At 49.7% G+C, this 26,883-nt stretch carries 22 protein-coding genes; 15 read left to right on the forward strand and 7 right to left on the reverse strand.

Features of this window, described 5'->3' with window-relative positions:
• Positions 1-9 precede the first annotated feature (9 nt).
• The gene (gene panC, locus GGR41_RS09110; protein ID WP_167661563.1) at positions 10-852 is read left to right on the forward strand and encodes a pantoate--beta-alanine ligase; all 843 of its coding nucleotides are present in this window, start codon (positions 10-12) and stop codon (positions 850-852) included.
• Between the two features lie 146 nt (positions 853-998).
• Positions 999-1,253: a LuxR C-terminal-related transcriptional regulator gene (locus GGR41_RS09115; protein ID WP_229711135.1), complete on the forward strand. Its 255-nt coding sequence runs from the start codon at positions 999-1,001 to the stop codon at positions 1,251-1,253.
• On the opposite strand, the gene GGR41_RS09120 is transcribed toward GGR41_RS09115, so the two are convergent.
• On the reverse strand, positions 1,178-1,807 hold the full coding sequence (locus tag GGR41_RS09120; protein WP_167661564.1) for a hypothetical protein: 630 nt from the start codon (positions 1,805-1,807) through the stop codon (positions 1,178-1,180). The genes GGR41_RS09115 and GGR41_RS09120 overlap by 76 nt on opposite strands.
• Positions 1,808-1,840: 33 nt before the next feature.
• Here GGR41_RS09120 and GGR41_RS09125 point away from each other — a divergent pair, with 33 nt between their 5' ends.
• The 8 genes from GGR41_RS09125 (at position 1,841) to GGR41_RS09160 (ending at position 15,344) form a co-directional block, all read left to right on the forward strand.
• Entirely contained in the window at positions 1,841-2,542 is a 702-nt protein-coding gene (locus GGR41_RS09125) for a prepilin peptidase (protein WP_167661565.1), read from the forward strand.
• A gap of 13 nt (positions 2,543-2,555) precedes the next feature.
• Positions 2,556-3,164, forward strand: a complete 609-nt coding sequence (gene coaE, locus GGR41_RS09130) for a dephospho-CoA kinase (RefSeq protein ID WP_167661566.1) — start codon at positions 2,556-2,558, stop codon at positions 3,162-3,164.
• Between the two features lie 47 nt (positions 3,165-3,211).
• Positions 3,212-3,967: a cell division protein ZapD gene (gene zapD / locus GGR41_RS09135; RefSeq protein WP_167661567.1), complete on the forward strand. Its 756-nt coding sequence runs from the start codon at positions 3,212-3,214 to the stop codon at positions 3,965-3,967.
• Positions 3,968-3,988: 21 nt separating this feature from the next.
• Positions 3,989-5,200 (forward strand): efflux RND transporter periplasmic adaptor subunit, encoded by a 1,212-nt coding sequence (locus GGR41_RS09140; RefSeq protein WP_167661568.1) that lies wholly within the window; start codon positions 3,989-3,991, stop codon positions 5,198-5,200.
• Positions 5,201-5,218: 18 nt separating this feature from the next.
• Positions 5,219-8,311 carry a multidrug efflux RND transporter permease subunit gene (locus GGR41_RS09145; protein WP_167661569.1) on the forward strand — a complete coding sequence of 1,031 codons (3,093 nt, stop codon included), beginning with the start codon at positions 5,219-5,221 and terminating at the stop codon, positions 8,309-8,311.
• Positions 8,308-11,406, forward strand: a complete 3,099-nt coding sequence (locus GGR41_RS09150) for an efflux RND transporter permease subunit (RefSeq protein WP_167661570.1) — start codon at positions 8,308-8,310, stop codon at positions 11,404-11,406. The genes GGR41_RS09145 and GGR41_RS09150 overlap by 4 nt, the downstream gene beginning before the upstream one ends.
• Positions 11,403-12,788, forward strand: a complete 1,386-nt coding sequence (locus GGR41_RS09155) for an efflux transporter outer membrane subunit (protein WP_167661571.1) — start codon at positions 11,403-11,405, stop codon at positions 12,786-12,788. The genes GGR41_RS09150 and GGR41_RS09155 overlap by 4 nt, the downstream gene beginning before the upstream one ends.
• 120 nt (positions 12,789-12,908) lie before the next feature.
• A complete protein-coding gene (locus tag GGR41_RS09160; RefSeq protein ID WP_167661572.1) occupies positions 12,909-15,344 on the forward strand; it encodes a penicillin acylase family protein in 2,436 nt (811 codons plus the stop codon).
• A 22-nt stretch (positions 15,345-15,366) separates the two neighbouring features.
• Here the strand turns inward: GGR41_RS09160 and GGR41_RS09165 are convergent, their stop codons facing one another.
• Genes GGR41_RS09165 through GGR41_RS09175 form a run of 3 tightly spaced genes read right to left on the reverse strand, consistent with a single transcriptional unit; the run spans position 15,367 to position 17,947 of the window.
• Positions 15,367-16,089, reverse strand: a complete 723-nt coding sequence (locus GGR41_RS09165) for a spermine/spermidine synthase domain-containing protein (RefSeq protein WP_077733927.1) — start codon at positions 16,087-16,089, stop codon at positions 15,367-15,369.
• Positions 16,090-16,104: 15 nt separating this feature from the next.
• Complete coding sequence (locus GGR41_RS09170; RefSeq protein WP_167661573.1) at positions 16,105-17,088, reverse strand: Nudix family hydrolase; 984 nt, start codon at positions 17,086-17,088, stop codon at positions 16,105-16,107.
• On the reverse strand, positions 17,078-17,947 hold the full coding sequence (locus tag GGR41_RS09175; RefSeq protein WP_167661705.1) for an ATP-binding protein: 870 nt from the start codon (positions 17,945-17,947) through the stop codon (positions 17,078-17,080). The genes GGR41_RS09170 and GGR41_RS09175 overlap by 11 nt, the downstream gene beginning before the upstream one ends.
• A gap of 169 nt (positions 17,948-18,116) precedes the next feature.
• On the opposite strand from GGR41_RS09175, the gene ispB reads away from it, so the two are divergent.
• The 4 genes from ispB (at position 18,117) to GGR41_RS09195 (ending at position 22,804) form a co-directional block, all read left to right on the forward strand.
• On the forward strand, positions 18,117-19,082 hold the full coding sequence (gene ispB / locus GGR41_RS09180) for an octaprenyl diphosphate synthase (protein ID WP_167661574.1): 966 nt from the start codon (positions 18,117-18,119) through the stop codon (positions 19,080-19,082).
• Positions 19,083-19,096: 14 nt separating this feature from the next.
• Positions 19,097-19,621, forward strand: coding sequence for a molybdopterin-guanine dinucleotide biosynthesis protein B (mobB, locus tag GGR41_RS09185; RefSeq protein ID WP_167661575.1), 525 nt, complete (start codon positions 19,097-19,099; stop codon positions 19,619-19,621).
• Positions 19,622-19,777: 156 nt separating this feature from the next.
• Positions 19,778-21,001 carry a sodium/glutamate symporter gene (gltS, locus tag GGR41_RS09190; protein ID WP_167661576.1) on the forward strand — a complete coding sequence of 408 codons (1,224 nt, stop codon included), beginning with the start codon at positions 19,778-19,780 and terminating at the stop codon, positions 20,999-21,001.
• Between the two features lie 192 nt (positions 21,002-21,193).
• The gene (locus GGR41_RS09195) at positions 21,194-22,804 is read left to right on the forward strand and encodes a methyl-accepting chemotaxis protein (RefSeq protein ID WP_167661577.1); all 1,611 of its coding nucleotides are present in this window, start codon (positions 21,194-21,196) and stop codon (positions 22,802-22,804) included.
• Here the strand turns inward: GGR41_RS09195 and GGR41_RS09200 are convergent.
• Genes GGR41_RS09200 through GGR41_RS09210 form a run of 3 tightly spaced genes read right to left on the reverse strand, consistent with a single transcriptional unit; the run spans position 22,776 to position 25,846 of the window.
• Positions 22,776-24,170 carry an FAD-binding oxidoreductase gene (locus tag GGR41_RS09200; RefSeq protein WP_167661578.1) on the reverse strand — a complete coding sequence of 465 codons (1,395 nt, stop codon included), beginning with the start codon at positions 24,168-24,170 and terminating at the stop codon, positions 22,776-22,778. The two genes, GGR41_RS09195 and GGR41_RS09200, sit on opposite strands and share 29 nt — an antisense overlap.
• A gap of 30 nt (positions 24,171-24,200) precedes the next feature.
• The gene (locus tag GGR41_RS09205; protein WP_167661579.1) at positions 24,201-24,998 is read right to left on the reverse strand and encodes an exodeoxyribonuclease III; all 798 of its coding nucleotides are present in this window, start codon (positions 24,996-24,998) and stop codon (positions 24,201-24,203) included.
• A 44-nt stretch (positions 24,999-25,042) separates the two neighbouring features.
• Positions 25,043-25,846: a DODA-type extradiol aromatic ring-opening family dioxygenase gene (locus GGR41_RS09210; RefSeq protein WP_167661580.1), complete on the reverse strand. Its 804-nt coding sequence runs from the start codon at positions 25,844-25,846 to the stop codon at positions 25,043-25,045.
• Between the two features lie 108 nt (positions 25,847-25,954).
• Here GGR41_RS09210 and pyrE point away from each other — a divergent pair, with 108 nt between their 5' ends.
• Complete coding sequence (pyrE, locus tag GGR41_RS09215) at positions 25,955-26,620, forward strand: orotate phosphoribosyltransferase (RefSeq protein ID WP_167661581.1); 666 nt, start codon at positions 25,955-25,957, stop codon at positions 26,618-26,620.
• Positions 26,621-26,883: the final 263 nt, after the last annotated feature.

Consider the following 26,883-nt stretch of genomic DNA (forward strand, 5'->3'; position numbering starts at 1 on the left):
GAGTTCCGAGTGAAGGTTGTACATACTATTCAAGAGTTACGTGATCAGTTACAAGGACAGTCGCGAATTGCCTTTGTGCCCACTATGGGAAATTTGCACGAGGGTCATTTAGCTCTGATGAAGTTGGCCCGTCAGCACGGCGATCCCGTCGTTGCCAGTATCTTTGTAAACCCATTACAGTTTGGGCCTAACGAAGACTTTGCCGAGTACCCCCGCACATTGGCTCAAGACATAGAAAAAATGGAAAAAGCACGGGACGTGTATGTATTGTTTGCGCCGTCTGAAAAGGAAATGTACCCCGAGCCGCAAAGCTTTACGATGCAACCTCCTACCGATTTAGGTAACATTTTAGAGGGTAAGGTGCGCCCTGGGTTTTTTGATGGGGTCAGTACCGTCGTCATGAAACTGTTTTCCTGTGTGCAGCCTCGGGTGGCGGTATTTGGGAAAAAAGATTACCAACAATTAATGGTAGTGCGTAAGATGTGCCGTCAGTTTCAACTGCCCGTTGAAATTTTAGCGCACGAAACGGTACGAGAAACTGACGGCTTAGCCATGTCATCCCGCAACCGCTACCTCAGTGCCCAAGAGCGTGCTCAAGCCCCCGAGCTCTATGCATGTTTACAGGCTGTGCGTGCCCAAATTTTAGCGGGGCAAACGGATATTGCCGCCATTGAGGCCGATGCAGTCAAACAGCTCGAACAGCAAGGCTGGTCAGTCGATTACCTGTCGTTACGTCGCCAAAGTGATTTATTAAGCCCAACTGTCACTCAGGTAGTCGAGGGCGAGCCACTCGTCGCCTTAGGTGCAGCCCGTCTTGGGCAAACACGCTTAATCGATAATTTAGAGGTCTAAGCGCGAGCTATCCTTCAATACGGGTTTATACGCCCTAATAATTGGGGGCTTACCAATAAAAAAACTCCTCCTTAAAATACCCAATGCTAGGGATTAAGGAGGAGTTTTTTATGTTTGCCGCTGTTTTAGTGAGTGCTCTTACCCCAATGGAAAAGCAGGTATCCACTGAAATTGTGTTGGGTAAAGCAAATAAACGCATTGCTGGTGATTTATTTGTTTCGCAACGTACAGTGGAAGCGCATCGCGCAAACTTATTTCAAAAGCTTCGCGTGCGCAATGCGCTAGAGCTAGTGCAGTTGCTTGAGGTCAGTCGCTCGCGGCTAGATCAAGGGCGACAGGCAGGGCCGGTCTGGTTCTGTAGCTCGTCAATGCCGTCAATATCTTGTTGTCTGCTTAAGTGAGTCTCTAGGGTAGGGGTTACGTAGTTAAACACATTAACGCGCAACTGCTGGTCGTGGACAAAACTGAGGTCAGCTAAGACGGTTTGCTGTTGGGTTTCTAAAAGAATCCGTGTTGGTTCCCTGCCTATTTGGTGCCAACAGCCTTGGGCTACTGCAGCGTTAGGTGTGGTGGCAGAAATTTCCGTGGCCCGCATGCGCCACATACCGCTGGGGCTGAGTGTGACCGTAAATTGGACGGGTGAACAGTTAACCTGTGTGGCCGCGCACGAAATGGTACCTAAAAAGGTTTTGGCTTCGTACAGTTCACGAATGCCGCCTTTAGGCAAGGCAGCGGCGTGTGTTACCCCCCCTTTGTCGCCAAAGCCAATGGCGACTTGAGACGAGCCTTTGTTTTTAGAGCCATCACGTTGACCCCGTGCTTTTTCTTGGGCATCGCTAAGGGTGCTAGCGCGTCCTGAATGCTCTTGAACAGGGGTTTGGGCACAGCCGGCAACAAGCCCTATCAGCAACACAGCAGAAAGCGTAGCCAGAGGACGAGTGATGCGTAGTTTCATCAGAAAGCTCCTTGGGGAACAAAAGGGTAAAGTATGTATTTCAATGCATTATATATTGGCTTAGGAACCTTGCTACTGACGCATATGTCTTTGACGGTCATTCCGTATTATGCAGCTCAGGTTCACGCTGGCGCCTGGGCTGACGAAACGCTATGGTGGCATTGCGTACACCATGCGCCTACTCCAGTCATTACTGTCCAGTATATAGGCACTGCTTTAGGTTTTGGGTTGTTTTGGGCCTTGTCTTATCTACACCTACTTCAAATTAACGGGGTGTGGTCTTATTCCATTCATGATTTATTCATCTGGCTTGGCTTATTGTGGTTGCTGGCTCGTACGGATCACGCCTGTTTGTTGTTACCTGATGTATTTACCCAGGCCTTATTATGGTGGGGTTTAATTCAGCTCAGCGTAAAAACGCCCGAGCTGCTTAGCTCTACTCTCTGGGCGATGGCTGGCGTGTATTTGTGCGGTCGTTTGATTCAGTTCTTTGGAAAATTATGGTTTGCTTTGCCCCTAGTTGGGCTGGGTAATGTTAAATTATTGGTTGCAATCACACCTTGGCTAGGCAGCAGTGCGCTGTTATATGTGCTGTGTCTAGCGTGTGTCCTATGTTTTTTAAGTCAAGCCTACCAGCAGCGCTCTTGGCGTCCTAAAGGCGCTTGTGCGTTTGGCCCCTATTTGGTTAGTGCGGCTTGGTTGGTGTGGTGGTGTCCGCATCCATTTGTTTTATAACGATTTTACATCTATGACTCAGAAACGACTAAAAGTCGGCCTAACGGGGGGTATTGGCTCAGGCAAGTCTTTTGTGGCGACGCTACTAGAACAATGGGGCGCCACCACGGTAGATACCGATCTAATTGCTCATCAAATAACCGCGCCTCAGGGGGCGGCCATTGAGCCCATTCGTCAGCACTTTGGCGATCAGTTTATTACTGAAAAAGGGGCGATGTGTCGCGACCAAATGCGCGAGTTGGTTTTTAGTCAGCCTGAACAACGCGAAGTCTTGCAGGCGATTTTGCACCCTTTGATTAGAGATCTTACATTTAGACAAGTACAGCAAGCTCAAGGTTGTTATGTTGTAGTGGTTATACCTTTACTTGTCGAGTCTAAGCACTGGATCTCTCAGCTGGATCGGGTTTGTGTCGTCGATTGCGACGAGGCCACCCAAATTGCTCGGGTTCAGCAACGTAGTGGGCTGACGGTGGCTCAAATCAAGCGTATCATGGACGCTCAGGCCACCAGAACGCAGCGTCTTGCTGTGGCAGATGATGTCATCCTGAATGACGCGCACACCACACTTGCGCAACTTACCGAACGTACCCAATTAAAGCATCAGCTATGGCTCGGCTTGTAAGCTAATTTTGCCAAACAAAACATGAATCAATTTAGGGTTTTTATTGCGTGATTTTATACGAATACCCCTGTAACGAACGAGTACGCACTTTTTTACGTGTCGAGTCTTTATTTAAACGTTTGTTTTACTTCACCGAAGGTGCAGACAGTTATATGCACCAGGTTGCCATTGCTACGTTGTTTGACTTGTTGGATGTGACCGAACGCTCTGACTTGCGTGGTATGGTTCTACAAGATCTCGAGCGTCAGCGTGCGGCCTTAGCCGCATTGCGCGAGCACCCCCAAGTATCGGCTGACATGCTAGATAAAATGCTAGCTGAAATTCACGATATTTCTAGTGCTTTAGCCAGTCAAGGTCGCAGTGGCCAAGAGCTACGAAATAACGAATGGTTATCTAGCTTACGTGGCCGATTAGTGGTGCCCGGTGGATACTCGCCAGTAGACATGCCATCTTTTTATGGTTGGCAAATGCAAAGTGTGGCCAAACGTCAGTCCGATATTGCGGGCTGGTCGGCGTGCTTTATGCCGTTGTTTAACGCCCTCAGCCTAATTTTGCGTATTTTACGTGGGGCGGGTGACACGACCGAGCAAGTAGCCACCGATGGCTCGTATCAAGAAATGCTAGGCGGCAAAAGCTTTCAGCTTTTACGCGTCTGGGTAAATGAAAAATACGAAGTGTTTCCAGAAATGAGCGCCAATAAGTATGTGATTTTAGTGCGCTTTTCTCGTCATGACGGTGAACAAAAGCCCTTGACCGTCAAAGAAAACATTTCCTTTACTATTGCACGTTGTAATGTGGGCTAATTATGGCTGGAGAATTCATACATGACAGAAAAAAATGACCACGTTTCCCCAAAGCCAGCACGACGCTGGCTTTGGGTTTTGGTAGTTGTAGTAGTGGTCGCAGGTTGGTATGGATGGTCGCAGTATAAATCAACAGACTCTAGCTCAAACGCCCGTGCAGCCGTAACGCTGCGCGGTCAAAAAACCCCTGTCCGTACGGCTGATGTCAGTATGGGTGTGGTCGAGGAACGTCTCCAAGCCGTCGGCACGGTCCAAGCCTTTAATACCGTGGTCGTGCGCAGTCGTGTCGAAGGCGAGCTGATAAAACTGAATTTTAAAGACGGTCAGTTTGTCCAAGCTGGGGCAGTGTTAGCTGAAATTGATCCACGACCGTATCAGGCTAAGCTTGATCAGGCGCAGGGCCAATTGCGCCAAATTCAAGCGCAATTAACGCAAGCTAAATCCGATTTAGCTCGTTACACTCAGCTTGAAAAACAGCAGTCCATTGCCAAACAACAAGTCGATTCACAGCGGGCTTTAGTCAATCAGCTCGAAGGGTCTGTGACCTCGGCCCAAGCTGCCGTAGACGATGCACAGTTGCAGTTAGGCTATACCCAAATGACGGCCCCGATTAACGGTCGTTTAGGCTTACGTAATCTGGACGAGGGCAATTTAATTTCTGCAGCCAATACAGATGGGCTTGTGGTTATCACACAAACCCAACCCATTGCGGTCAGTTTTGCCCTACCCGAAAACGACTTACAGCGCTTACTCGAACGCTTACAGCTTGAGAGTGAGCTAAGCGTTTATGTTAGCGATCGCCAAAACAAATTGGTCAGTTCAGGCTCTATTTTGGCAGTAGACAATCAAATTAATCTTGATACCGGTACGATTCGTGTTAAAGCCTCAATGCCTAATCTAGATAACCGATTATTTCCTAATCAGTTTGTGAGTGTCAGTGTGCTATTAGCTAACCACAACGGTTTAGTCGTACCTAGCGAGGCCATCCAAACGGGTTCGATTGGCGATTTTGTGTACGTGGTATCTGATGACAATCAGGTCGCCATTCGCAAAGTCACGGTAGGGCTCACCACCGATGAACGTAGCCTTATTACTGCAGGGCTAGAACAAGGTGAAAAAGTCGTTGTCGAAGGCACCGATCGTTTGCGTGAGGGCAGCCAAGTCGAGCCCATTAACGGTACAGTCAACGGTCGGAACGGGGGTGGTAGCGGCCGCACTCCTAGCGCTTCTTAAGCATAAGGTACTGCAGCGGTGACGATTTCTAGGATATTTATTCTGCGACCTGTGGCGACCACCCTGGCGATGGTAGCCCTCTTGTTAGCGGGTTTACTGGGTTATAAAAGCTTACCTGTGGCAGCCTTGCCGCAGGTCGATTACCCCACTATCCAGGTTGTCACCTTATACCCAGGTGCCAGCCCTAGTGTCATGGCCTCTTTGGTGACCTCGCCGCTAGAGCGACAATTCGGACAAATGCCCGGCCTAGCGCAAATGAGCTCAAGCAGCTCGGGCGGGGCGTCACGCATTACCTTGCAGTTTGATCTGGGTTTGTCATTGGCGATTGCCGAGCAAGAAGTCCAAGCGGCTATTAATGCGGCATCGACTATGTTGCCCTCTGATTTACCGTCACCACCGCTGTACAACAAGGTGAACCCTGCCGATCAACCGGTCATTAGTTTGGCTGTTACGTCGCCGACTCTGCCTCTACCTCAAGTCCGTGATCTTATTGATTTGCGTGTGGCCCAAAAGCTGTCTCAAGTGTCGGGGGTGGGTTTGGTGAGTATAGCGGGAGGGCAGCGCCCCGCCGTGCGCATTCAAGTCAATCCCGAAGCCCTAGCGGCACGAAATGTGGCGTTGTCTGCGGTACGACAGGCTGTAATAGGGGCAAACGTCAATCAGCCCAAAGGCAGTTTAGATGGGCCCAAACGATCCACTACCATCAGTGCTAACGAACAGTTGCGTTCTGTTGAGGACTACGAAAATTTAATTATTCAGTACGTGAACGAGGCACCACTGCGTTTAGGTGATATTGCTACGGTGGTTCAAGACGCCGAAGACTTACGCCAAGCAGCATGGATAGGTACTGAGCCCGCTATTTTGTTAAATATTCAACGTCAGCCCGGTGCGAACGTCATTGAGGTGGCTGAAAGCATTAAACAACAACTCGATAGCTTGCAACGTTCATTGCCGACGGGGGTGGATATTCAAGTCGCCACAGATCGCACCCTCACGATCCGAGACTCCGTAAAACAAGTGCAAATTGAAATGCTGATGGCTATCGCCCTAGTGGTGTTGGTGACTTTCGTCTTTTTACGTACTTGGACTGCGACCTTTATTCCCTCTGTGGTGGTGCCTTTATCCATTGCTGGTACCTTTGCGATTATGTTTTTGTGGGGGTTCAGCATTAATAACCTAACCCTCATGGCCTTAACCATAGCCACAGGGTTTGTGGTTGACGATGCCATTGTGATGATTGAAAACATTGCGCGCTACATCGAAGAAGGAATGCAGCCTTTGCAGGCGGCGCTAAAAGGGGCGCAGCAAATCACTTTCACATTGATTTCATTAACGGTGTCGTTAATTGCGGTGTTGATCCCGTTGCTTTTTATGTCCGATGTCATTGGGCGTTTATTCCAAGAGTTCGCCATTACATTGGCCATTGCTATTTCATTGTCGTTGTTTATTTCGCTAAGCCTAACACCGATGATGTGCGCGCTGTATTTACGCGCTCCCGCCGACCAACCCCAACAGCAAGGGCGATTCGTTCAGTGGTCTGACCGTACAATGCACGCTTTAACTCGCTCGTACGAGCGCGGCTTGCAGTGGGTATTAAAGCGTCAAACCTTAACGTTGTGGGTGGCCGTAGCCACCTTAGTGTTAACGGGCGGTATGTACTTGCTGGTGCCTAAAGGGTTTTTCCCACAGCAAGACACGGGCATGATTCAAGCCATTACTGAAGGGCCTCAGGCGGCGTCTTTTAGTGCTATGTCACGGTTGCAAACTCAGGCAGCGGAAACCATTCTGACCCACCCCGACGTAGCAGCCGTCACGTCGTTTATTGGGGTGGACGGCAGCAATGCCACCCTCAATACAGGGCGTATGCAAATTGCCTTAAAACCGCATGCGCAGCGTCGCTTGGTGGCCTCGGCCGTCATCGAGCAGCTTGCTGCCAGTTTCGCACCGCAACCTGACTTTCGGCTCTATTTTCAACCCGTACAAGAGCTAACCGTTGATGATCAAATTAGTCGCACCGCCTATCAAATGGCGTTGTCGGATCCCGATCCAACAGTATTAAATGAATGGACCCCTTTGTGGGCCGAGCAACTGCAACAATTACCGCAGTTGGCGGAGGTAGCCACCGATTTACAAATGCGTGGTCAACAAGTCATTGTGAATGTGGATCGTGACGCTGCCGCCCGCTTAGGGATCAGCAAAGCCACCATTGATGATGTATTGTATGACGCATTTGGTCAGCGCCTGATCTCTACCATTTATACTCAATCGGCTCAATATCGTGTGGTGCTCGAGGTAGCCCCCGAATTTAGGCAGTCGCCAGATAGCTTGCAGTCTATTTATTTACCTACGCGCAGTGGTCAAGTGGTGCCATTGGCTACGGTAGCGCGCATGCAGTTAGCTCCTGTCGAGCTTTCTATTGATCGTTTGGATCAGTTCCCTGCGACTCAATTGTCGTTTAATGTGGCGTCAGGCTACTCCCTTTCTGATGCGGTAGATGCGATTCAGCAAAGTGCTATCGAGGCGCAGTTGCCCGAGTCCTCCGAGTTGCGCTTTTTAGGGGCGGCGCAGGCTTTTGAGGCGTCTCTATCCAGTACCTTATGGTTGATGTTAGCGGCGGTGCTCACCATGTATATTGTGTTGGGCGTTTTATATGAAAGCTATATTCATCCCGTCACTATTTTGTCGACGTTGCCTTCGGCTACCATTGGAGCCCTAGCCGCTTTGCTTTTAACCGGACGCGAGCTCGACATGGTGGGCGTAATTGGCATTATTTTGCTGATTGGTATTGTCAAGAAAAACGCCATTATGATGATTGACTTTGCTTTAGTGGCACAACGTCAAGACAAGCTGCCCGCCCATACAGCTATTTATCAAGCGGCCCTTTTGCGTTTTCGTCCTATTTTAATGACCACGTTTGCTGCTTTATTTAGCGCCATCCCTTTGATGCTCGCGACCGGAGCCGGTGCAGAGATGCGTCAACCGCTAGGCTTAGTGATGGTAGGTGGTTTAATTTGTAGTCAGTTGCTGACGTTATTTACTACCCCTGTGATCTATTTGTTTTTTGATCGCTGGGCGCAGCGCTGGCAGGCCTATAAGCAGAGCCGAGCATGAAACGCTGGTTAACGCTTTTTATTATGCGTCCTGTAGCAACCACGTTGTTGTGTATTGCTATGGTGTTCAGCGGTCTTTTAGCGCTCAGTCAGCTGCCTGTGGCTCCCTTGCCGCAAATGGATTTCCCTATGATTTCGGTCAGCGCTAATTTGCCTGGGGCGAGTCCAGAAACCATGGCATCAAGTGTGGCTACCCCCTTAGAGCAGGCGCTGGGGGCGATCTCGGGGCTTAGCGAAATGAGCTCCCGTAGCTCAGAAGGCTCTACACGTATTACTTTGATGTTTGATCTAGAGCGCGACATTAACGAGGCCGCTCGCGATGTGCAAGGGGCCATTAATCAAGCCATGCCCATGATGCCTTCGGGCATGCGTGGCGTACCTTCTTACTTTAAAGTGAATCCCAGCGCAGCGCCCATCATGGTCTTAGCCATGACCTCGCCTGTTGCTACACAAGGGCAGCTTTACGATATGGCTACCACCATCGTAGCCCAGAAATTGGCACAAGTGCGCGGGGTAGGTCAGGTAGATGTAGGTGGTGGTTCCTTACCCGCGGTGCGTATTAGTGTGAATCCTCAGGCCTTAGCAGTAGCTGGTCTGGCCTTAGATGACATACGTACGGCTCTAAATGGGGCTAACCCATTGCGGCCTAATGGCTATGTAGAAAATGACGATGAACAATGGTGGCTCAGCACCAATCGGCAAATGAACCAAGCACAGCAAATCGCGCCATTAATTATCGGATGGAACGAGGACAGTGCAATTCGCTTACAGGATGTCGCGACGGTTGAGGATTCGGTCGAAGACATTAATAACTTAGGTTATGTGAACAATCAAGAAGCCGTTTTGTTAATTGTGCGGCGTCAAGCCGATGCCAATATTATTGAAACAGTGGAAGACATTCGCGCACGTATTCCACAGCTCGAGGCCATGCTGCCTTCAGATGTACGTTTACAGGTGGCTCAAGATCGTACCCCCAGTATTCGTGCTACCTTAACCGAAGCGCAAACCACCTTATTCATTGCCGTCGGGCTCGTGGTGCTGGTAGTACTTCTGTTTTTACGAGACTGGCGCGCCGCGTTAATTCCTGCTGTGGCGGTGCCGGCCTCGTTGATTAGTACCTTTGCGTTAATGTATTTTTTTGGTTTTACCTTAAATACCATTTCGTTGATGGCGTTGATTGTGGCAACGGGTTTTGTGGTGGACGATGCTATTGTGGTGTTGGAAAGCATTATGCGCTACTTAGAGCAAGGTCTTAGCCCATTGCGGGCCGCTGCGCGTGGCGTACGTACGGTCGGATTTACTGTTACCGCCATGAGCCTCTCATTAGTGGCGGTGTTTATCCCGTTGTGGTTAGTGGGCGGCTTAGTAGGGCGGTTATTTAAAGAGTTTGCTGTGACCTTATCGGTAGCGGTCATGATTTCATGGTTGATTTCGCTTATGCTGACGCCCATGATGGCCGCTAGGCTTTTGCGTTCGCGTCCGCATGGGGTGGCTGACCGTGCCACCTATGCCTTAGAGCGGGTCTTGCTTCGATGCGGAGCCTACTGCAGTGCCGTGTATAAAATCACTTTAACGTGGGCATTACGTTACCGCTTTTTGACCCTATTATCTTTATTGGCAACCATTGCTTTAAATGGCTATTTATACGCTACGGTACCCAAAGGCTTGTTTCCCCAGCAAGACACCGGCCAGCTCATGGGGTTCTTTAGAACGGACCGAGGCATGTCCTTTGAGGCCATGAAGCCCAAGCTGGATGCGTTTCGTCAAATTATTCAGGCGGATCCCGCTGTACAAAACGTTGCTGTGTTTGCAGGTGGGCGGGGCGGAAGCAATTCCTCGACGATTCTGGTCGAGCTTGTGCCGTTAGATCAGCGTGATGTGAGCGCCCTTGAGGTTGTTGCGCGGTTACGCAACCAGCTTCAGTCCGAGCCAGGTGCGCGCTTATTTCTGACGCCTCAGCAAGATATTTTTGTGGGGGGTGGCCTTGGGCGCTCTGGTTCCTATAGCTATAGCTTATTAGGCAGTGAGCTATCGGTGCTCAAAGAGTGGCAGCCCAAGGTGCAACGAGCAATGGCGGCTTTGCCCGAGCTAACGGACGTAGATGCAGACTCTGAAGACAAAGGGGCGCGCATCGAGCTGGTGATTGATAGGGAAAAGGCCACCTCGTTAGGTATTGATATGGCGTTGGTAGCGTCCACGTTAAACAGCGCTTTTAGTCAGCGCCAAGTAGGAGTCGTGTATGGGCGCTTAAACCAATATTACATTGTGATGGGGGTAGAGAAACGGTTTTCTCAAGATATCGAGGCGCTACAGCAGCTCGAGGTCGTAACGCACGAAGGCAAGCGTATCCCGTTGTCTGTCTTCACTCATTTTGAGCACGGTAATGCACCGCTCAGTGTGAGTCACCAAGGTCTATTCATTGCAGAAAGTGTGTCATTTGGTCTTGCCGATGGGGTGTCGTTGGATCAGGCCGTACGTGCGATTGATGAGGCCATGGCGCGCATTAGCTTACCTACTCATCAGATTCAGGCGGGTTACGAAGGCTCGGCACGAATGATGCAACAAGCTATTGCGCAACAGCCCATGCTGATCTTGGCCGCTTTAGCCGTGATGTACATTGTTTTGGGGATGCTGTATGAGAGCTATATGCACCCTCTGACCATTCTTTCTACCTTGCCATCTGCCGGAATTGGGGCGTTATTAGCCTTAAAGCTCGTTAATGAAGAGTTCTCTATTATTGCCATGATTGGTGTGTTTTTATTGATTGGTATCGTCAAGAAAAACGCCATTATGATGGTGGATTATGCGTTGCATGCACAGCGAGACAAAGGCTTAGCTGTGACCGAGGCGGCTTTTGAAGCCTGCATGGTGCGTTTTCGCCCCATTATGATGACCACTATTTCAGCCATTTTAGGTGCGGTGCCATTAATTATTGCCACCGGGCCAGGGGTGGAAATGCGTCAACCTTTAGGCCTAACCATTGTGGGGGGGTTGATCGTCAGCCAGCTTCTTACGCTTTACACCACGCCGGTGGTGTATATCTATCTAGAGCGCATTGCGCAGTTTTTCCGACCAACAAAAAAGGCCACAGTATGAAAAAATGGGCAGGGGTGTTGTTAAGTCTGGGTGCGATAACAGGGTGTGCTGTCGGTCCTGATTATCAAACCATTGAGACGCCTTTAAGCGTAGATTATGCCTATCGCGAGCAGGCTACAGATAGCGCATGGTTTCAAATCGACCCCAAGCACATTCCCGTCTCACAACCGTGGTGGCAACTTTTTCAGGAACCCACGCTTAATATCTGGATGACCCAGTTACACAGCGCAAACCTCGATTTAGCACAAGCTGAAGCGCGGTATAGGCAAGCCCAAGCCGCTTTGCAACAGACACAGGCGGGGTTTTTTCCGACGGTGGGCTCTCAAGCCTCCTCACAACGTTCAGGTTCAGGGCAAACCAGCCCGACTGACCAATATTCCCTCAGTGCTAATGTCAGCTGGGAGCTAGACGTGTGGGGGCGTGTTCGTCGCTCGGTCGAGGCCGGCACGGCACAACAACAAGCCAGTGCGGCAGATACCGATGCGGTACGCCTGAGTCTCGAGTCCACTTTGGCGCAAAGCTACTTTCAAGCTAAAAATATCCGTGCTAGCCAACAGCTTTACGAACAAACCCTTGCCGCCTATGAACGTAGCTTGCAAATGACGCGAAATCGTTTAGAGGCAGGCTTAATTTCGCCTGCGGATGTGGCGGCGGCGGAAACGCAATTAGAAAATGCACGTACCCAAGCCTTAGCACTAGAGCGCCAGTGGTTTTTATTACGAAACGCGATGGCTGTGTTGGTAGGAAAGGCTCCGGCCGAGTTTGAGCTGAGCGCTGAGGCGGATTTGGGGGTACTGCCATCTGTGCCGGTAGGGTTGCCTGCTCAGTTACTGGTGCGCCGCCCCGATGTGATAGCGGCTGAACGCCGTGTTGCGGCGGCTAATGCACAAATCGGCGTGGCAACCGCGGCTTGGTTCCCTAACCTTACCCTTTCGGCTCAGGGCGGGTATCGCAGTGGTTCTTGGTCGGATTGGATCAGTGCGCCAGCGCGATTTTGGTCCTTAGGTCCGGCTTTGGCTTTGACCTTATTTGATGGGGGCGCGCGTTCGGCTCGCATTCGCGAGGCCGAAGCCACTTACGATGTTCAAGCGGCCACCTATAAGAAAACGGCCTTAGATGCTTTGCGCGAGGTAGAGGATGCGCTGGTGCAGACACACGGGTTACGCCAAGAGGTGCAAAGCCAAGAGCGTGTTGTGGCCGCCGCACAGCAGTCCTTGCAACTGACGCGCAATCAATACGAGGCGGGGCTCATTGATTATTTGTCTGTGGTTCAAGTTGAAACCAATGCCTTATCTGCTCAGCGCGCCTTATTAAACCTCCAAAGTGAGCTTTATATCAGCGCCATACGCTTAATCACCGCCCTAGGTGGTCGTTGGGATTAAGGAGTTTTCCTAGTTTTTATTTCGTTGTATTTGCTCTATTGTATTCACGTGTATCTTTTTACACCTAAAAGCTTTAGTTTTAAAGCTTATACAACTAAATAATATGGAGACTGCTTTATCATGCCAATTAAAGCACTACGCTTAAGCATGGGACTAACGGTGTCGGCGATCGCAATGAGCTTGCTTGCAGGGTGTGCGACCCCCACGACGTCAGTACAAAAAGACGTAACAATTAAACGGGATCAGTACGGGGTACCGCATGTGTACGCAGCCGATACCTATGGCGTGTTTTATGGGTATGGCTATGCCATTGCAACCGATCGTTTATTTCAGATGGAAATGGCAAAGCGCACGGGGTGGGGCACGGTAGCCGAGGTATTAGGACCTGATTACCTAGAAACAGATAAGGCCACCCATAGCCGCTTTGACCCGGCGGATATTCAGCGTCAAGTTCAAGCCTTGTCTCCAGAAGATTACGCTATTTTTTCAGGCTACGCAGCGGGCTTTAGTCAGCGCGTAAAAGAAGTATTAACCAAACCTAATCAGTTGTTGCCGCAGGAATTCAGCGAGTATGGCTTCTTGCCTTCTGAGTGGGTCGCCGAAGATATTGCTATGGTGTGGGTGGGCTTAATTTTAAATCGTTTTTTTGCATCCAGCTCCGAAGTGACCAATTTGCAGTTATTGCAGCAGTTGCAGCACGATCAGGGCGCAAAGCGAGGGCAACAGCTTTATGACCAATTGAAGTGGTTAAATGACCCGGCTGCCCCAGTGATTATTCCAGAGCGTCTGCACAGTGCAGCCCAGCCCACCGCCGTGGATTATTTACAGCCATTATCAGAACAGGGTGCTACGCATTATCACCACGCCGCCCGCTTAGCGCTGGGCGATGGCGTGATGAACGGCGTGCCAACCGCAAGCAATGCATGGGTTATGAGTGCAGCTAAAACCCAAGAGGCAGTGCCAGTGCTCTACAATGGCCCGCAACAGGGGTGGTACACGCCTGCGATAACCTATGGAATTGGTTTGCATGGGGCAGGTTATGATCTTACTGGCATCACAGCTGTAGGTCTTCCTGCTATTTTATTTGGTACCAATGGCCAAATTGCTTGGGGTTCTACCGTTGGCTCTTTAGATACCAATGATGTGTATCAATTGCAATTAAACCCCGATAATCCGCTAGAGTACTGGTACAAAGGGGCGTACAGGCCACTAGAACATAAGGCAATACGTATTGCAGTGAAAGGCCAAGATCCCGTAGAGCTTGATGTGTACAAAAGCGAGCAGGGCTATGTCAGTGCATGGGATACAGCGAACCATACCGCGTATGCTAATAGACGCAGCTGGGAAGGGGTTGAAATAGAGACCTTGTTAGGGTGGGCCGAGGCCGCTAAAGCCAGTAATTGGGATGAGTTCATGCAACAGGCCCAGCGCGTTGCCGCGTCCATTACGTGGTTTTATGCCGATGCTAATAATACGATTGGCGCAGCGGGATTAGGTCGTTTACCTATTCGTCCTGAAACCCAGTCTATTCAATTTCCGGCTAAAGGCGATGGCTCGATGGAATGGCTAGGCTTTCACCCCTTTAGTCAAAATCCAAAAACCTTGAACCCAAGTCAAGGATTCATTGCCAGTTGGAATAATAAAATTTCTGCTGATTTACTGGCGGACTCGTCCAATTTTTCGGCTGTAGACCGAGTCAATGAGCTGTTAGCGCCATTAACGGCCCGAGCTCAGTTGAGCCAAGAGGAAATTTGGGCTGTAAATCAACAAGGCGCCTGGGCTGATTTGCATGCGCGGTATTTTATGCCTTATATCGTAGCAGCGGCACAGCAACCCCAAGCCAGTCAGCGTGTGAAGCAATTAGCTTCGGAATTAGCCGCTTGGAACTACACTTTAAAACCCAATGCCCAACAAACGCACTACGAGGGTGTAGCACCCGCCGTATTACGTGCTTGGCTAGAGCAGTTAACGGAATTAGTTTTAGCTCCTAATCTGCCTGCTTCTGTTTTACGTACGTATCAAGTCCCGTTTTATGTGGGCGCTAATGACCCACGTAGTGCCCAGCCTGCCGCTGCCAGCAAGTTGCTTTGGAATGCACTACAACAAGACCAAAGCTCCGTGCCCCAAACCATTGATTTCTTACGAGGACGTTCTGCCTCTGAGGTGTCATTGCAGGCTTTAGAGCGCGCCGTGCAGCAGCTCAGTGCTAAGCACGGCACAAACTCTGATCAATGGCGTGTACCGGTACCGACCATGCTGTTTTCCCATAAAAATGCGGTGGGGGTGCCATGGGGATCTGCCACACATGAACAATCCATTCCTGTGTATGGCAACAGCGGCAGTGCGAATTTCATGGTGATATTAGATAAAGCACAGTTCCGTATGTGCTCTGTGATTGCGCCAGGGCAAAGTGGCTTTGTGCATCCAGATGGGCAAGTAGACCCCCATTACGCCGATCAGTTGGCGCTGTATGCAAACTATCAATGCAAAAACGATGCCGTGGGGCCTGATCAAATTGAACAAGCCACTACGAGTATCACCACATTAAGTTATTAATCAGGTAGGCGTGCAAGGCGATTTAGTCGCCTTGCATCCATAGCTCTAAGCCTTCGACCCACTCGGCAGCGGGCAACCCGTAAGCCATGGTGATTTGGGTGGCGCGCTCGTAAAGCGCTTCAAAGTCAACCGAAGGGGCCTCTTTAAAGGCAATGGCCACAATATTGCCATCGTGCGATTCTGGCAGCCAGGCTACCGCAGCAAAAGTTTGCTGTAATAAATGCACATGACGAGCATGCACGTATTGGTTGCCTAATAGATTAATCGTTAAGATCCCTTGTTCTGATAGCACACGGGCACAAGACTGATAAAAAGCAAGGCTTTCAATAGCAGGGTGATCGGCCTGCGCGCTGTACAAATCAACTTGTAAAATATCAATAGATGCCCCCTTCGTTTGGGATAACTGTTGATGGGCATCATTCACTATCACATGTAATCGATCGTTGTCATCAGGTAGATGAAATAGTTCCCTACAGGCGCGTACTACATCAGGATTCAGCTCTACGGCACTCACCAAACTATATGGATAATGCTGATAACAAAATTTAGTGAGTGAACCGGCGCCCAGTCCTAGCTGCATAATGTGCTCGGGCTGATCCATAAACAGTTGCCACATCATCATTTGCTGAATATAAAGCAACTCTAACTGGTCGGGTTGATCCAGACGCATAGCGCCCTGAACCCAAGGTGATCCTAAGTGCAAATAGCGCACCCCTTCGTGTTCGGAAATTGTGACTTTATCCATTATGAGTTACTGTTTTCAAACAAGTTGCCGAATGCCTGCAATACCTTGCGCGCCATGGTGTTGGGCGGTGGCTAAGGTAGTGGGGTTTTGTCCACCAATTGCATAAACAGGTCGGCCTGCTAGCGCTGCTAGCTGAGTAAATGTGTTCCATCCTAATGCAGCTTGGTTCGGATGGGAAGGCGTAGGAAGCACATGGCCCAACACCACAAAGTCCGTATTGAGCTGTTGAGCGAGCTCCATGTCGGTAGCAGAATGAGTGGACATGGCCAAAAGCTGGTCGGCGCGCACTAAAGCGCTACGGTGTTGGGCCACTAAGCGTTGTGCATCATGGCTGCGTAAATGCAGTCCGTCGGTATAGGGCAGCCAATCGATACTGTGTACGCTATTTAATAAACAGCGCGCTTGGTAGCGTTTACATAAAGCCACGGTCTGTTTTAAGGCGTGCAGTAAATCTAGGGATTGCGGGCGATGCTGCTCCCATTCTGGCTCGCGAAACTGCACCAATTTAACGCCTTGTTCTAGCGCCCGCTCTAGGCGGCTTAACCAAGCATCCACCCCTAAGGCTGAGCCAATTTGGCTTAATAAATAGTGGGTAGGCAGCGTTAGCCACTTTAAAACAGGAAACGTAGCAGGAAGAATGGGGCCAACACCTAACGGGATAGCAGCAGAGGGGTCACACCAAGCTAAATGTTGATTTTCTTGGGGAATAGGGGTGCCTTCCCATTGGGTTACCAAACAAAAATGCAGTTCCACGGTAGACCGCGGGTAGTGATGAATATAACGCACCCATGGGCGGACTTTGGTCGCGGTAATACCTATTTCCTCTTGCAGTTCGCGTACTAGCGCATCGTGTACGCTTTCCTCGGGCTCAATTTTACCGCCAGGTAATTCCCACCAATGGGGCCAAGGTTTGTCTGCTGGACGGCTACCTAATAAGACAGCGCCACACGGTTGCACAATGACCCCTACGGCTACCCGTACATAGGGTTTAGTTGACATGATTAGCTACCCAGTCTCTGGCAAATTGTTGGGCGACTCGACCAGAGCGCGAGCCACGATGCAATGCCCACTGCAAGGCTTCACGGCGTGCATTTTCCACTTGATCTGAAGGGCAACCTAAGGCTTTGAGCCAGTAGTACACAATATCCAAATAGTCGTCTTGTTTAAACTGATAAAACGATAACCAAATACCAAAGCGTTCAGACAATGACACCTTTTCTTCGACGGCTTCGCCATAATGGAGCTCGCCAGTCGCTGGGGTAGTGGTGGCTAAATTGTCTGCGGCGTATTCAGGCATAAGATGACGGCGATTCGATGTGGCATAGATTAATAGGTTATCGCTAGGCGCGGCAATGGAGCCATCAAGCACGGACTTTAATGCTTTATAGCCTGCTTCGCCATCCTCGAAAGACAAATCATCACTAAATACAATAAAACGTTCGGGACGATCTGCGATCAAAGCAATGATATCCGGTAAGTCACCCATGTCGGCTTTATCGATTTCAATGAGCCGCAGACCTTGATCCGCAAATTGATTCAGCATGGCTTTAACAAGCGAGCTTTTGCCGGTGCCGCGCGCGCCCGTCATGAGCACGTTATTGGCTGGTTTGCCTGCTATAAAATGGGCGGTGTTGCGCAGCAACGTATTTTTTTGTTGTTCTATGTGCTGTAAGTCGTCGGGGTGAATAGTGGCAATGTGCTGTACCGCGTCTAACCAACCCCGCGCCCCACGACGACGCCATATAAACGCAGAGGCATTCCAGTCAATACTTGGCGGAGCAGGGGGTAAGTAAGCTTCAAGCTGCTCTAATACACGTTCGGCACGTTGTAATAACTGGGTTAAATCGTAATTCAAAATCTTCTCCACTGGGTAAACTCTAGATGTATTATTAAAGGTTGCGTGGTTTTTATGTCGTCAGCGGGTTTAGTTTAGTGACAAATTCGGCTTAAACGCCACAACACCGTATAATTATCCCTTTAGCCTTGGATTTTTTCCAAGCAGGAATTTTTTTCGTTCGGAATACGCTTTGAATCTCCCAAATCTAATGAGCCCCATCGCTGATGATATGAAAGCCCTGGATCAGGTAATCCGGGGTCGTCTGAATTCAGAGGTTGTTTTAATACGTACCATTGGGGAATATATTGTGGGCGCGGGTGGCAAAAGAATGCGACCCGCTTTGTTATTACTTGTTGCTAAAGCCTTAGGGTACCAAGGCAATTACCACCATACCTTAGCCGGTGTGGTCGAGTTTATTCATACGGCTACCTTATTGCATGATGATGTGGTGGACGAATCCGACCTACGTCGTGGTCGCAGTACGGCTAATGCGGTATTTGGTAATGCCGCCAGTGTACTCGTTGGCGATTACCTCTACTCACGCTCTTTTGAAATGATGGTGGAAACCAACTCCATGCGCGCTATGGCAGTGCTGTCCGAGGCCACGACCGTCATTGCCGAAGGCGAGGTCTTGCAACTGCTAAATGTCCATGATCCTGATGTCTCCGAAGACCGCTACATGCAAGTCGTGCGCTACAAAACGGCCAAGCTCTTCGAGGCTGCGGCACAGGTAGGGGCTATTTTGGCACAGGCCGAGCCTGCACTAGAGGACGCAGCAGCGGCTTTCGGGCGTCATTTGGGTACGGCCTTTCAGTTGATTGATGACGTGCTCGATTACAGCGGCGATGCCGAAGCCCTAGGGAAAAATGTGGGCGACGACTTACGCGAAGGCAAACCAACCCTGCCCTTAATTCGTGTCATGCAAGTAGGCACCCCCGAAGAACAACAGTTAATTAAATCAGCAATTGAAACGGGCGATGCGGATTTTTCCAAGGTAGCGGCTGCTATTGCGAATACGGATGCCGTCGCCTATACCCGTCAGGTGGCTGATGCAGAAATCGATCTGGCGCTTTCTGCTATTCACGCTTTTCCCGACAGCGAGTTCAAACAAACCTTAGTGGGTTTTTGTACCGCCGCTGTACAGCGTGATCATTAATTTTTTTCATTATTATGCAGCGAGTCTTCGGTATTGTTGGGCGATCAGGCAGTGGGAAAACCACCCTGATCGAAGCCATGATCCCTTGGTTTAAACAACAAGGGCTACACGTGGCGGTTATTAAACACAGTCATCATAATCTTCAATTCGAGCCCCCTCACAAAGACAGTTCTCGTTTTCGCTCTGCCGGGGCACTCGAGGTAGTGGTGGCATCGCCATACCATTACGCTCTCTTTCACAATCTTGAACACCAAGATGAGCCCATGCTGCGCGACCTCGTTGCACGCCTGCAACCCGATGTAGATGTGGTGTTAGTCGAAGGCTATCGACAAGCCGCCATTCCCCGTCTAGAGGTGTATCGACCTTCACGCGGCATAGAGCCTGTTTATCCTCATACCGAGCAAGTCGTAGCGTTGGTTAGTGACGAAGACCTGTCCGCTCATGACTTGCCTTGTTTAGATTTAAACCAGCCGCAACGCGTGGCGGAATTTATATTGCATTTTCTACAGCCTCAATCCTTGCCTGCGCTAGATAAGTAAAGCGATTGCTTTTTACAAAGTCTTACTAAATAGCCCCTGAACCACCTTGAGTCTGCACCGAGAGTAGGCGATATATGGATGAACCCAACGCTAGATTATTTGCGGTTTTCCCCTATAATTGACCCCTTTTAAAACAAAAACTTACCTAGGTGTCTTATGCTTATAGAGCTAGATATTGCACAAACGGTCGGTGTGGCTGCCGTATTTTTAGTGATTGGTGAGCTAATCAAAAGAAACGTTCCGCTACTCGAGCGTTATTTTATTCCCAGCCCCATTATCGGCGGCTTAGTGTTTTCACTCATCACGCTGTATGGCTATCAAACGCAAAGCTTTTCTATCGAGCTTTACGACAACATGCGTGCGTTTTTGCTCATGGCCTTTTTTACTACGATTGGTTTTTCAGCCAGTTTTGAAATGTTAAAAAAAGGCGGAGTGGCAGTCGCCATTTTTTTATTCACAGCGGTGCTTTTACTCAGCATACAGAATCTGGTCGGCGTCAGTCTTGCTTCATTAATGGGTGAAAGCCCTTTGCTTGGTTTGATTGCTGGGTCAATTACCTTAACAGGCGGTCATGGCACCGCGGCTGCCTTTGCGCCACTCTTAGAACAAAAAGGGGTGGTCGGCGCCATGCCAGCGGCTATTGCCGCAGCGACGTGGGGTTTGGTTGCCGGTTGCGTGATCGGTGGCCCCTTAGGCTCTCGGTTAATGAAACGCCATCACCTCAAAGGGCGTCCTTTTACTTCTACTCATCCGGCTCACGACCTAGAACCTGATCCCGTCACCGTTAGCTCTGATCCTACCGTCCACACCAACTCTAAACCTTTGCTTCCTATATCATTGTATTCCGTGGTGTTATTAACCGTATCAATGGGCTTGGGTGCGTCGATTATTGATTGGTTACAAGACAGTGGTATTACCTTGCCAGGGTATTTAGGGGCCATGGTCATTGCGGCCATTATTCGTAATGTGATTGATTGGAAAGGGTTTCGCTTTCCTGAGCAAGAGTTTGACATCATTGGCTCGATCTCTTTGGGCTTTTTCCTAGTGATGGCGTTGATGTCCATGAAGCTTTGGGAACTAGCCGATGTGGCGGGGCCGCTGTTAGTTATTTTAGTGGCACAGACAGCCTTGATGTTTTTCTTTGCGATGTTTGTGACTTTCCGTTTGATGGGTAAAGACTACGATGCGGCAGTCATCGCTACAGGGCATTGTGGTTTTGGCATGGGGGCAACACCAAACGCTATGGCGAACATGCAATCGTTTACTGCAGTAAATGGCCCATCGCCTAAAGCTTTCTTTGTGATCCCCTTGGTTGGTTCGCTATTCATTGATTTCTTTAACGCGGTCATTATCACGGTTTTTATGAGCATTTTCTCTTAAGAACTGTCTCTAAAAGCTCGACACCTCTACCCCAAAAGTACGCTGTGCTTTTGGGGTTTTGTTTATCTATATCAAAGAATCAAAATAGCTTGAGGCATAAAATAAGTCCATTGTGTGTCACTTGTAATTTTTGCTTAACGAAAATGTAAGTGTTTTATGTAGTGGTTTTATTTTGTATAAGGTAGGCGGGTTATGTTTAACCGTTTTAGTTTGACGCGGCGCTTTTGGCTGATTGCGCTGGTGTATTGGGTTGTGTTTGCGCTGACTATCGTGGTGGCGAGTAAAGGACTCATGCAAGCGCGTGACAGTCTGCATCACATTCACGATGAGCGCATGACGGCGGTCGAAGCCCTAAACTCCATGAAGCATAATTTGCTGCAAACCCGTCTTAATATTTTACTGGGGTTTCAACACGACCCTGATAGTGCATTGTATGAATTGCATGATCATCCTGTGACAATGCATTTGGACGACATTAAGAAAAATATGGCGGCGAATAAATCAAGCCGAGAAGATCTATATAACCGTACCGTGTCTATTGATGAACAAGCGGTATTAAACCGCCTTTTTACTGCGCAAGATGCGTGGCGTACTGTATTAGTTCAAACAATCGAGCAGGTTGAGCAAGGTGATTTTAGCCCTCAGGTGATGCAGCAGTTTTTACTGGCAGGTCGCACGCAGGGGGCAGAAGTCGTTCATCAAATTAATGCCGCTATCGAATATCAGACGGCGCAAGCCAATCAAGAAGCCCAACTGGCCGACCAGCGCTATTTTTACGCCAAGCTGCTATTTGCCCTGATTATAGTAGTGGGGGTGTTGCCTATTACCTGGTTTATGGTGTTGACCTTACGTCGTATGATGCGAGGGTTTGGCATAGCAAATCAAACCGCTCAGGCAATTGCTAGCGGTAATCTAACCCAGTCGATTCATGCTGATGGTGCCGATGAAATTACCGAGCTATTAACTCAAATGGAGCAAATGCAGCGTCAGTTACGGCAGTTGCTCTCTGGCATTAATGACAACGTGAGCACCATTGTGGATGTAGCCAACCAAGTGGCTGATGGCTCGTTGCAATTGTCATCGCGTACCGATCAACAAGCGGCCTCTCTAGAGCAAACCTCGGCCGCCACCGAGGAGCTAAACAGCACGGTGCATCAAAATGCGGCCAATGCACGCGAGGCCGAGATGATGGCAGATCAAGCCGAGCAGGTGGCACGCCGCGGAGGTCAAGCTGTTAGTAATGTGGTGCAGACCATGAGTGAAATTAATCAGGCGTCACAACGTATTGTGGAAATCGTAGGCATTATTGATAGCATCGCGTTTCAGACCAATATTTTGGCCTTAAATGCAGCGGTTGAGGCCGCACGGGCGGGCGAACAAGGTCGAGGCTTTGCAGTGGTGGCCTCTGAGGTACGGGCATTAGCGCAACGGTCGGCCTCTGCCGCACAAGAGGTGCGCACCTTAATTGATAGTTCGGTGCAGATTGTGGATAGTGGCAATGTTCAGGTGTCTGAAGCGGGTGCGACGATGCAAGAAATCGTTGCCAATAACGAACGCATGATGGTACTGATTCGCGAGATTGCTGCTGCCAGCCAAGAGCAGTCCGTCGGCCTAAATCAAATTAATCAAGCGATTAACTTAATGGACGACGCAACCCATCAAAACGTCACGCTGGTAGAACAAACTACCAGCGCGTCGCATGTGTTGCGGGTTCAGGCCGATGAGTTAGCCACCGGGGTCGCTGCGTTTAGACTAGAAGACGCACTCCAGATGCCTACAAATCGAACACTTTCCCTGGGTTAAGGATGCCGTTTGGGTCTAAGGTGCGCTTTAACGAGCGCATCAAGGCCAATTCACTTTCTGTGCGGCTGTAATGCAACCAAGGCTTTTTATGTAAGCCAATACCGTGTTCAGCCGACACCGAGCCCTGATAACGCTGAGCGATTTCATAGCACTGTTTTTCAATCGCGTATTCGATCGCCTTGTCATTGTTGGGAACTGGGCCCACCGATAGGTGGATATTGCCATCGCCAACGTGACCAAAAAATAAGGCATTTACGTCGGGATAAGACACGCTTAATGCCTGCTTTAGCTCCTCGACAGCCTGACCAATACGAGAAATAGGGAATGAGATGTCAAAATTAATAATAGGGGCGTAGTGTGGCAAGAGCTCTGATACGGCATCACGTAAAGCCCATAAGTCATTGGTATCGCCTTGCGACTGAGCAATCACCGCATCCCATACCCAACCCTCCGTAAAGGCATGTTCTAAGACCGCTTCGAATTGCGCCTCGGTGGCTTGGGGGTCGGCGGATTGCATGTCCATTAACACATAGATTGGGTAGGTCGCGGGTAAGGGTGCGCGCTTGCCCCCTACCGTGGTGGCGGCGCTATAGTAGTCTTGCCACATGACTTCAAACGCGCTGACTAAACCGGAAAGCGCTTGTTGGCTGTAGCGTAATAATTGCGTCACTGCATTAAAGTCGGACAAGGCCAGCAGGGCCGTATTGGCGCCGTTTACTTTGGGGTGCAATTTGACGACGACCTTCGTAATTACCCCTAATGTGCCTTCGGATCCAATAAATAAATGCTTAAGATCAAAGGCGGCATTGTTTTTAGCCATTTTGTTAAGCATAGAGAGCACAGTACCGTCTGCTTGGACGACCTCTAGCCCCAAGACTAAATCCCGAGCCATACCATAACGAATCACACGGTTACCGCCTGCGTTGGTGGCGACGTTGCCACCAATCTGGCACGAGCCACGTGCCCCAAGGTCTAAAGCAAATAAAAAGCCGGCGTCATCGGCAACGGTCTGTAAGACTTCCAATGGGGTACCAGCCCAAGCAGTAAGGGTGGCAGAGTCTGCATCCAGCTCGATGACACCATTTAAATGATCTAGGGATAAGGCCACGGCAGTGCCGCGTACGGTGGCTCCACCCGCTAAGCCAGTCATGCCCCCTTGTGGCACCACCGCACAGCCTAAGCGGTTACACAGAGCCAGAATCTGACTGACTTCTTCGGTGGTTTTAGGCCGTAACACGGCAATAGGCAAGTCGCCTGCCTCGCCACTCCAGTCAGTGGCATAGGTATGACACACATCGCGATCGGTGATGATTTGATTGGGTGCCAAAAACGTAGCAAGTTCGTGTAGAAGTGTGGTGTCTGCCATGATGCTAGATTGCCTTATAGGTACAAGTAATTAACGAGGAGTTAAATCATAATCCACGACTAAGGGCGCGTGGTCACTGTAACGTTCTTCTTTATACACCCAGGCTTCTTTGGCTTTAGCTGCTATGCCTGGCGTAGCGATTTGATAATCAATCCGCCAACCTGTGTTATTAGCCCAAGCTTGGCCGCGGTTGCTCCACCAGGTATAGCATTCATGGGTGTGATCGGGGTAGAGCGAACGGTAAACGTCTACCCAACCCATTTCGTCCAGTATCTTGGTCATCCAAGCGCGTTCTTCGGGTAGGAAGCCAGAGTTTTTTTGATTACCGCGCCAATTTTTTAAATCGATTTCCTGGTGTGCAATATTCCAATCGCCACAAATAACGTATTCGCGACCCGTCGCACGGTGATCGTCCATATACGTCTGCAGCCAGTGCTCGAAACGTGCTAGGAACCGATACTTGGCGTCTTGGCGGGCGTCGCCGCTAGTGCCAGAGGGCAAATAAGCACTAATCACCGTTAGGTCGTCGTAGTCGGCACGGATAATGCGACCCTCGGGGTCAAACTCGTCGCACTCCATACCCAAGTGCACCGTGTGGGGTGCTTCTTTTACATACAGGCCTACGCCACTGTAGCCGGCTTTTTGGGCAAGGTTAAAGTGGCCCGTATAGCCCTCAGGGTGACGCATGGGCTCTTTTAGGTCTTTGTCTTGAATGCGCACCTCTTGTAAGCACACAAGATCAGGTTGATGGGTGGAAAGCCACTCGGCAAAGCCTTTACGGTAGGCCGCGCGGATCCCATTCATGTTTAAGCTACAAATACGGAACACAGATCAAACTCTTTGATAATGAATAAACACAGGCTAGGTGTGATTTAGCCAAAACGATAACTGGCATTCATAATACCTGTAGGACTGCGACTAGACAAAATACGTGTGACGGCATCGTGCTCGTCACTTGCCCCCAGTACAACAAATAACGGCACGAGGTGATCTTCACGGGCGTGCGCAATACGGGCGGCAGGAGCCAAGCTCCATTGCTCTATATGGTGTAGTCGATCGGCATAATCCGGTGTCTGCACTAAGGCTTGTTCTAACCAGTTATCAAAGGCAACCGATGGCGCGGCTCCTTCAGTGCCCATCAAGCGCAAATTGTGATAGCTTGCGCCGCTGCCTAGAATTAATACCCCTTGCTCGCGCAAGGAACGCAGCGCTTGTCCCAATTGCACATGCAAGGCTGGGTCATAGCTGGCATCAATAGAAAGCTGGATCATCGGGACGGTTGCGTCGGGATACATAACAAAAGCCGGCACAAAGGCCCCGTGATCGAAACCGCGTTCCGTATCTAATTGCGCCTGACCGCCAGCATCAAGGATCAATTTTTTTACGTGTTGGGCTAAATCAGGATTTCCTGGAGCAGGATAGCGCACTTGATAGGTATGCTCTGGAAAATTGTAGTAGTCATAGTACATGTCTGGGTTAGGGTTGGCTTGTACTAAAAAGGTACTGTTCTCACTTTCCCAGTGCGCCGACACCATCAGAATAGCCGTCGGGGTAGTAGGAAGCTGTTGCGGTAATTCTTGGAGGCAGCGCAACAGGGCCGTATCGTAACGGGTGCTGCCTTCCATCCATGGCCAGGGGCCGCCGCCATGTGAAAGATAAAAAACGGGCATTTTCATAATAAAAACCTATAGATAGAATAATGAGTACGACAACTAACAGCGCAAACGCTTTGCTTTCATGAAATAATAGTCACGTTTATTTTGGCTAGATATTGGAATTAGATTATGTCCTCACAACGTCATGAATTTGTACGCTTTGCTCTAGAACAAGGCGTGTTGCGCTTTGGTGAATTCAAAGTCAAATCGGGTCGCATTAGCCCCTATTTTTTTAATGCAGGTTTATTTAATAGTGGTGCCTCGGTGGGGGCGCTGGCTCAGTTTTATGCCCAAGCCCTTATCGATTCGGGCGTCGAGTTCGACATGCTATTTGGGCCAGCTTATAAAGGGATTCCCCTGTCTACGGCCACTGCCATCGCCTTGGCCCAACACCCTGATTTAGCCAAAGACGATGTGCCTTTTGCCTTTAACCGCAAAGAGGCCAAAGCCCATGGCGAAGGCGGTACGCTGGTGGGGGCACCGTTGCAGGGTAAGGTCATTATTATTGATGACGTCATCACTGCAGGCACTTCTGTACGGGAGTCAGTGGAAATCATTCGAGCCGCTGGCGCAGAGCCTGCTGGTGTACTGATTGCACTTGATCGCATGGAACGCGCAGGGGCTGACGACCAACTGTCTGCACTGTCTGCGGTACAAGAGGTAAGTAACACCTACAACATGCCGGTAATTAGTATCGCATCGCTTAACGATATTATGGCGTATTTAGCGGACAATTCAGAATTAGCCGCGCATCAACAATCAGTGGCCGCCTATCGCCATCAATATGGGATTTAGACGTAAACAGCTGTTGCATATGCCTTTAGGTTATTAGCTTATGTCATTGTCAAGACGTCTTGTTCATGTCAATGACAGTTAAGTAACATTCTGTATTTTTTAGCTAGGCTCGTGTATCTGTTTGTGACAAAACCTGCTGTGATAGCCGGTTTGGGTGTTAATATATAAGTAGCAGTGTCTATTGACTTATTCGTCTCACCCTTTCTACGGGTGCCTAGTGGTGCAAAGCCCTCCAGTCAATAGACGCGCTAAGACTACACACA

Source organism: Paenalcaligenes hominis (genome assembly GCF_011927625.1).
Lineage (GTDB): Bacteria > Pseudomonadota > Gammaproteobacteria > Burkholderiales > Burkholderiaceae_B > Paenalcaligenes > Paenalcaligenes hominis.

Coding starts and splice junctions, on each gene's coding strand:
- GGR41_RS09115 (WP_229711135.1), top strand. CDS start 999: ATGGAAAAGCAGGTATCCACTGAAATTGTGTTGGGTAAAGCAAATAAA.
- GGR41_RS09120 (WP_167661564.1), bottom strand. CDS start 1,807: ATGAAACTACGCATCACTCGTCCTCTGGCTACGCTTTCTGCTGTGTTG.
- GGR41_RS09125 (WP_167661565.1), top strand. CDS start 1,841: ATGTATTTCAATGCATTATATATTGGCTTAGGAACCTTGCTACTGACG.
- coaE (WP_167661566.1), top strand. CDS start 2,556: ATGACTCAGAAACGACTAAAAGTCGGCCTAACGGGGGGTATTGGCTCA.
- GGR41_RS09140 (WP_167661568.1), top strand. CDS start 3,989: ATGACAGAAAAAAATGACCACGTTTCCCCAAAGCCAGCACGACGCTGG.
- GGR41_RS09150 (WP_167661570.1), top strand. CDS start 8,308: ATGAAACGCTGGTTAACGCTTTTTATTATGCGTCCTGTAGCAACCACG.
- GGR41_RS09155 (WP_167661571.1), top strand. CDS start 11,403: ATGAAAAAATGGGCAGGGGTGTTGTTAAGTCTGGGTGCGATAACAGGG.
- GGR41_RS09160 (WP_167661572.1), top strand. CDS start 12,909: ATGCCAATTAAAGCACTACGCTTAAGCATGGGACTAACGGTGTCGGCG.
- GGR41_RS09165 (WP_077733927.1), bottom strand. CDS start 16,089: ATGGATAAAGTCACAATTTCCGAACACGAAGGGGTGCGCTATTTGCAC.
- GGR41_RS09170 (WP_167661573.1), bottom strand. CDS start 17,088: ATGTCAACTAAACCCTATGTACGGGTAGCCGTAGGGGTCATTGTGCAA.
- mobB (WP_167661575.1), top strand. CDS start 19,097: ATGCAGCGAGTCTTCGGTATTGTTGGGCGATCAGGCAGTGGGAAAACC.
- gltS (WP_167661576.1), top strand. CDS start 19,778: ATGCTTATAGAGCTAGATATTGCACAAACGGTCGGTGTGGCTGCCGTA.
- GGR41_RS09195 (WP_167661577.1), top strand. CDS start 21,194: ATGTTTAACCGTTTTAGTTTGACGCGGCGCTTTTGGCTGATTGCGCTG.
- GGR41_RS09200 (WP_167661578.1), bottom strand. CDS start 24,170: ATGGCAGACACCACACTTCTACACGAACTTGCTACGTTTTTGGCACCC.
- GGR41_RS09210 (WP_167661580.1), bottom strand. CDS start 25,846: ATGAAAATGCCCGTTTTTTATCTTTCACATGGCGGCGGCCCCTGGCCA.
- pyrE (WP_167661581.1), top strand. CDS start 25,955: ATGTCCTCACAACGTCATGAATTTGTACGCTTTGCTCTAGAACAAGGC.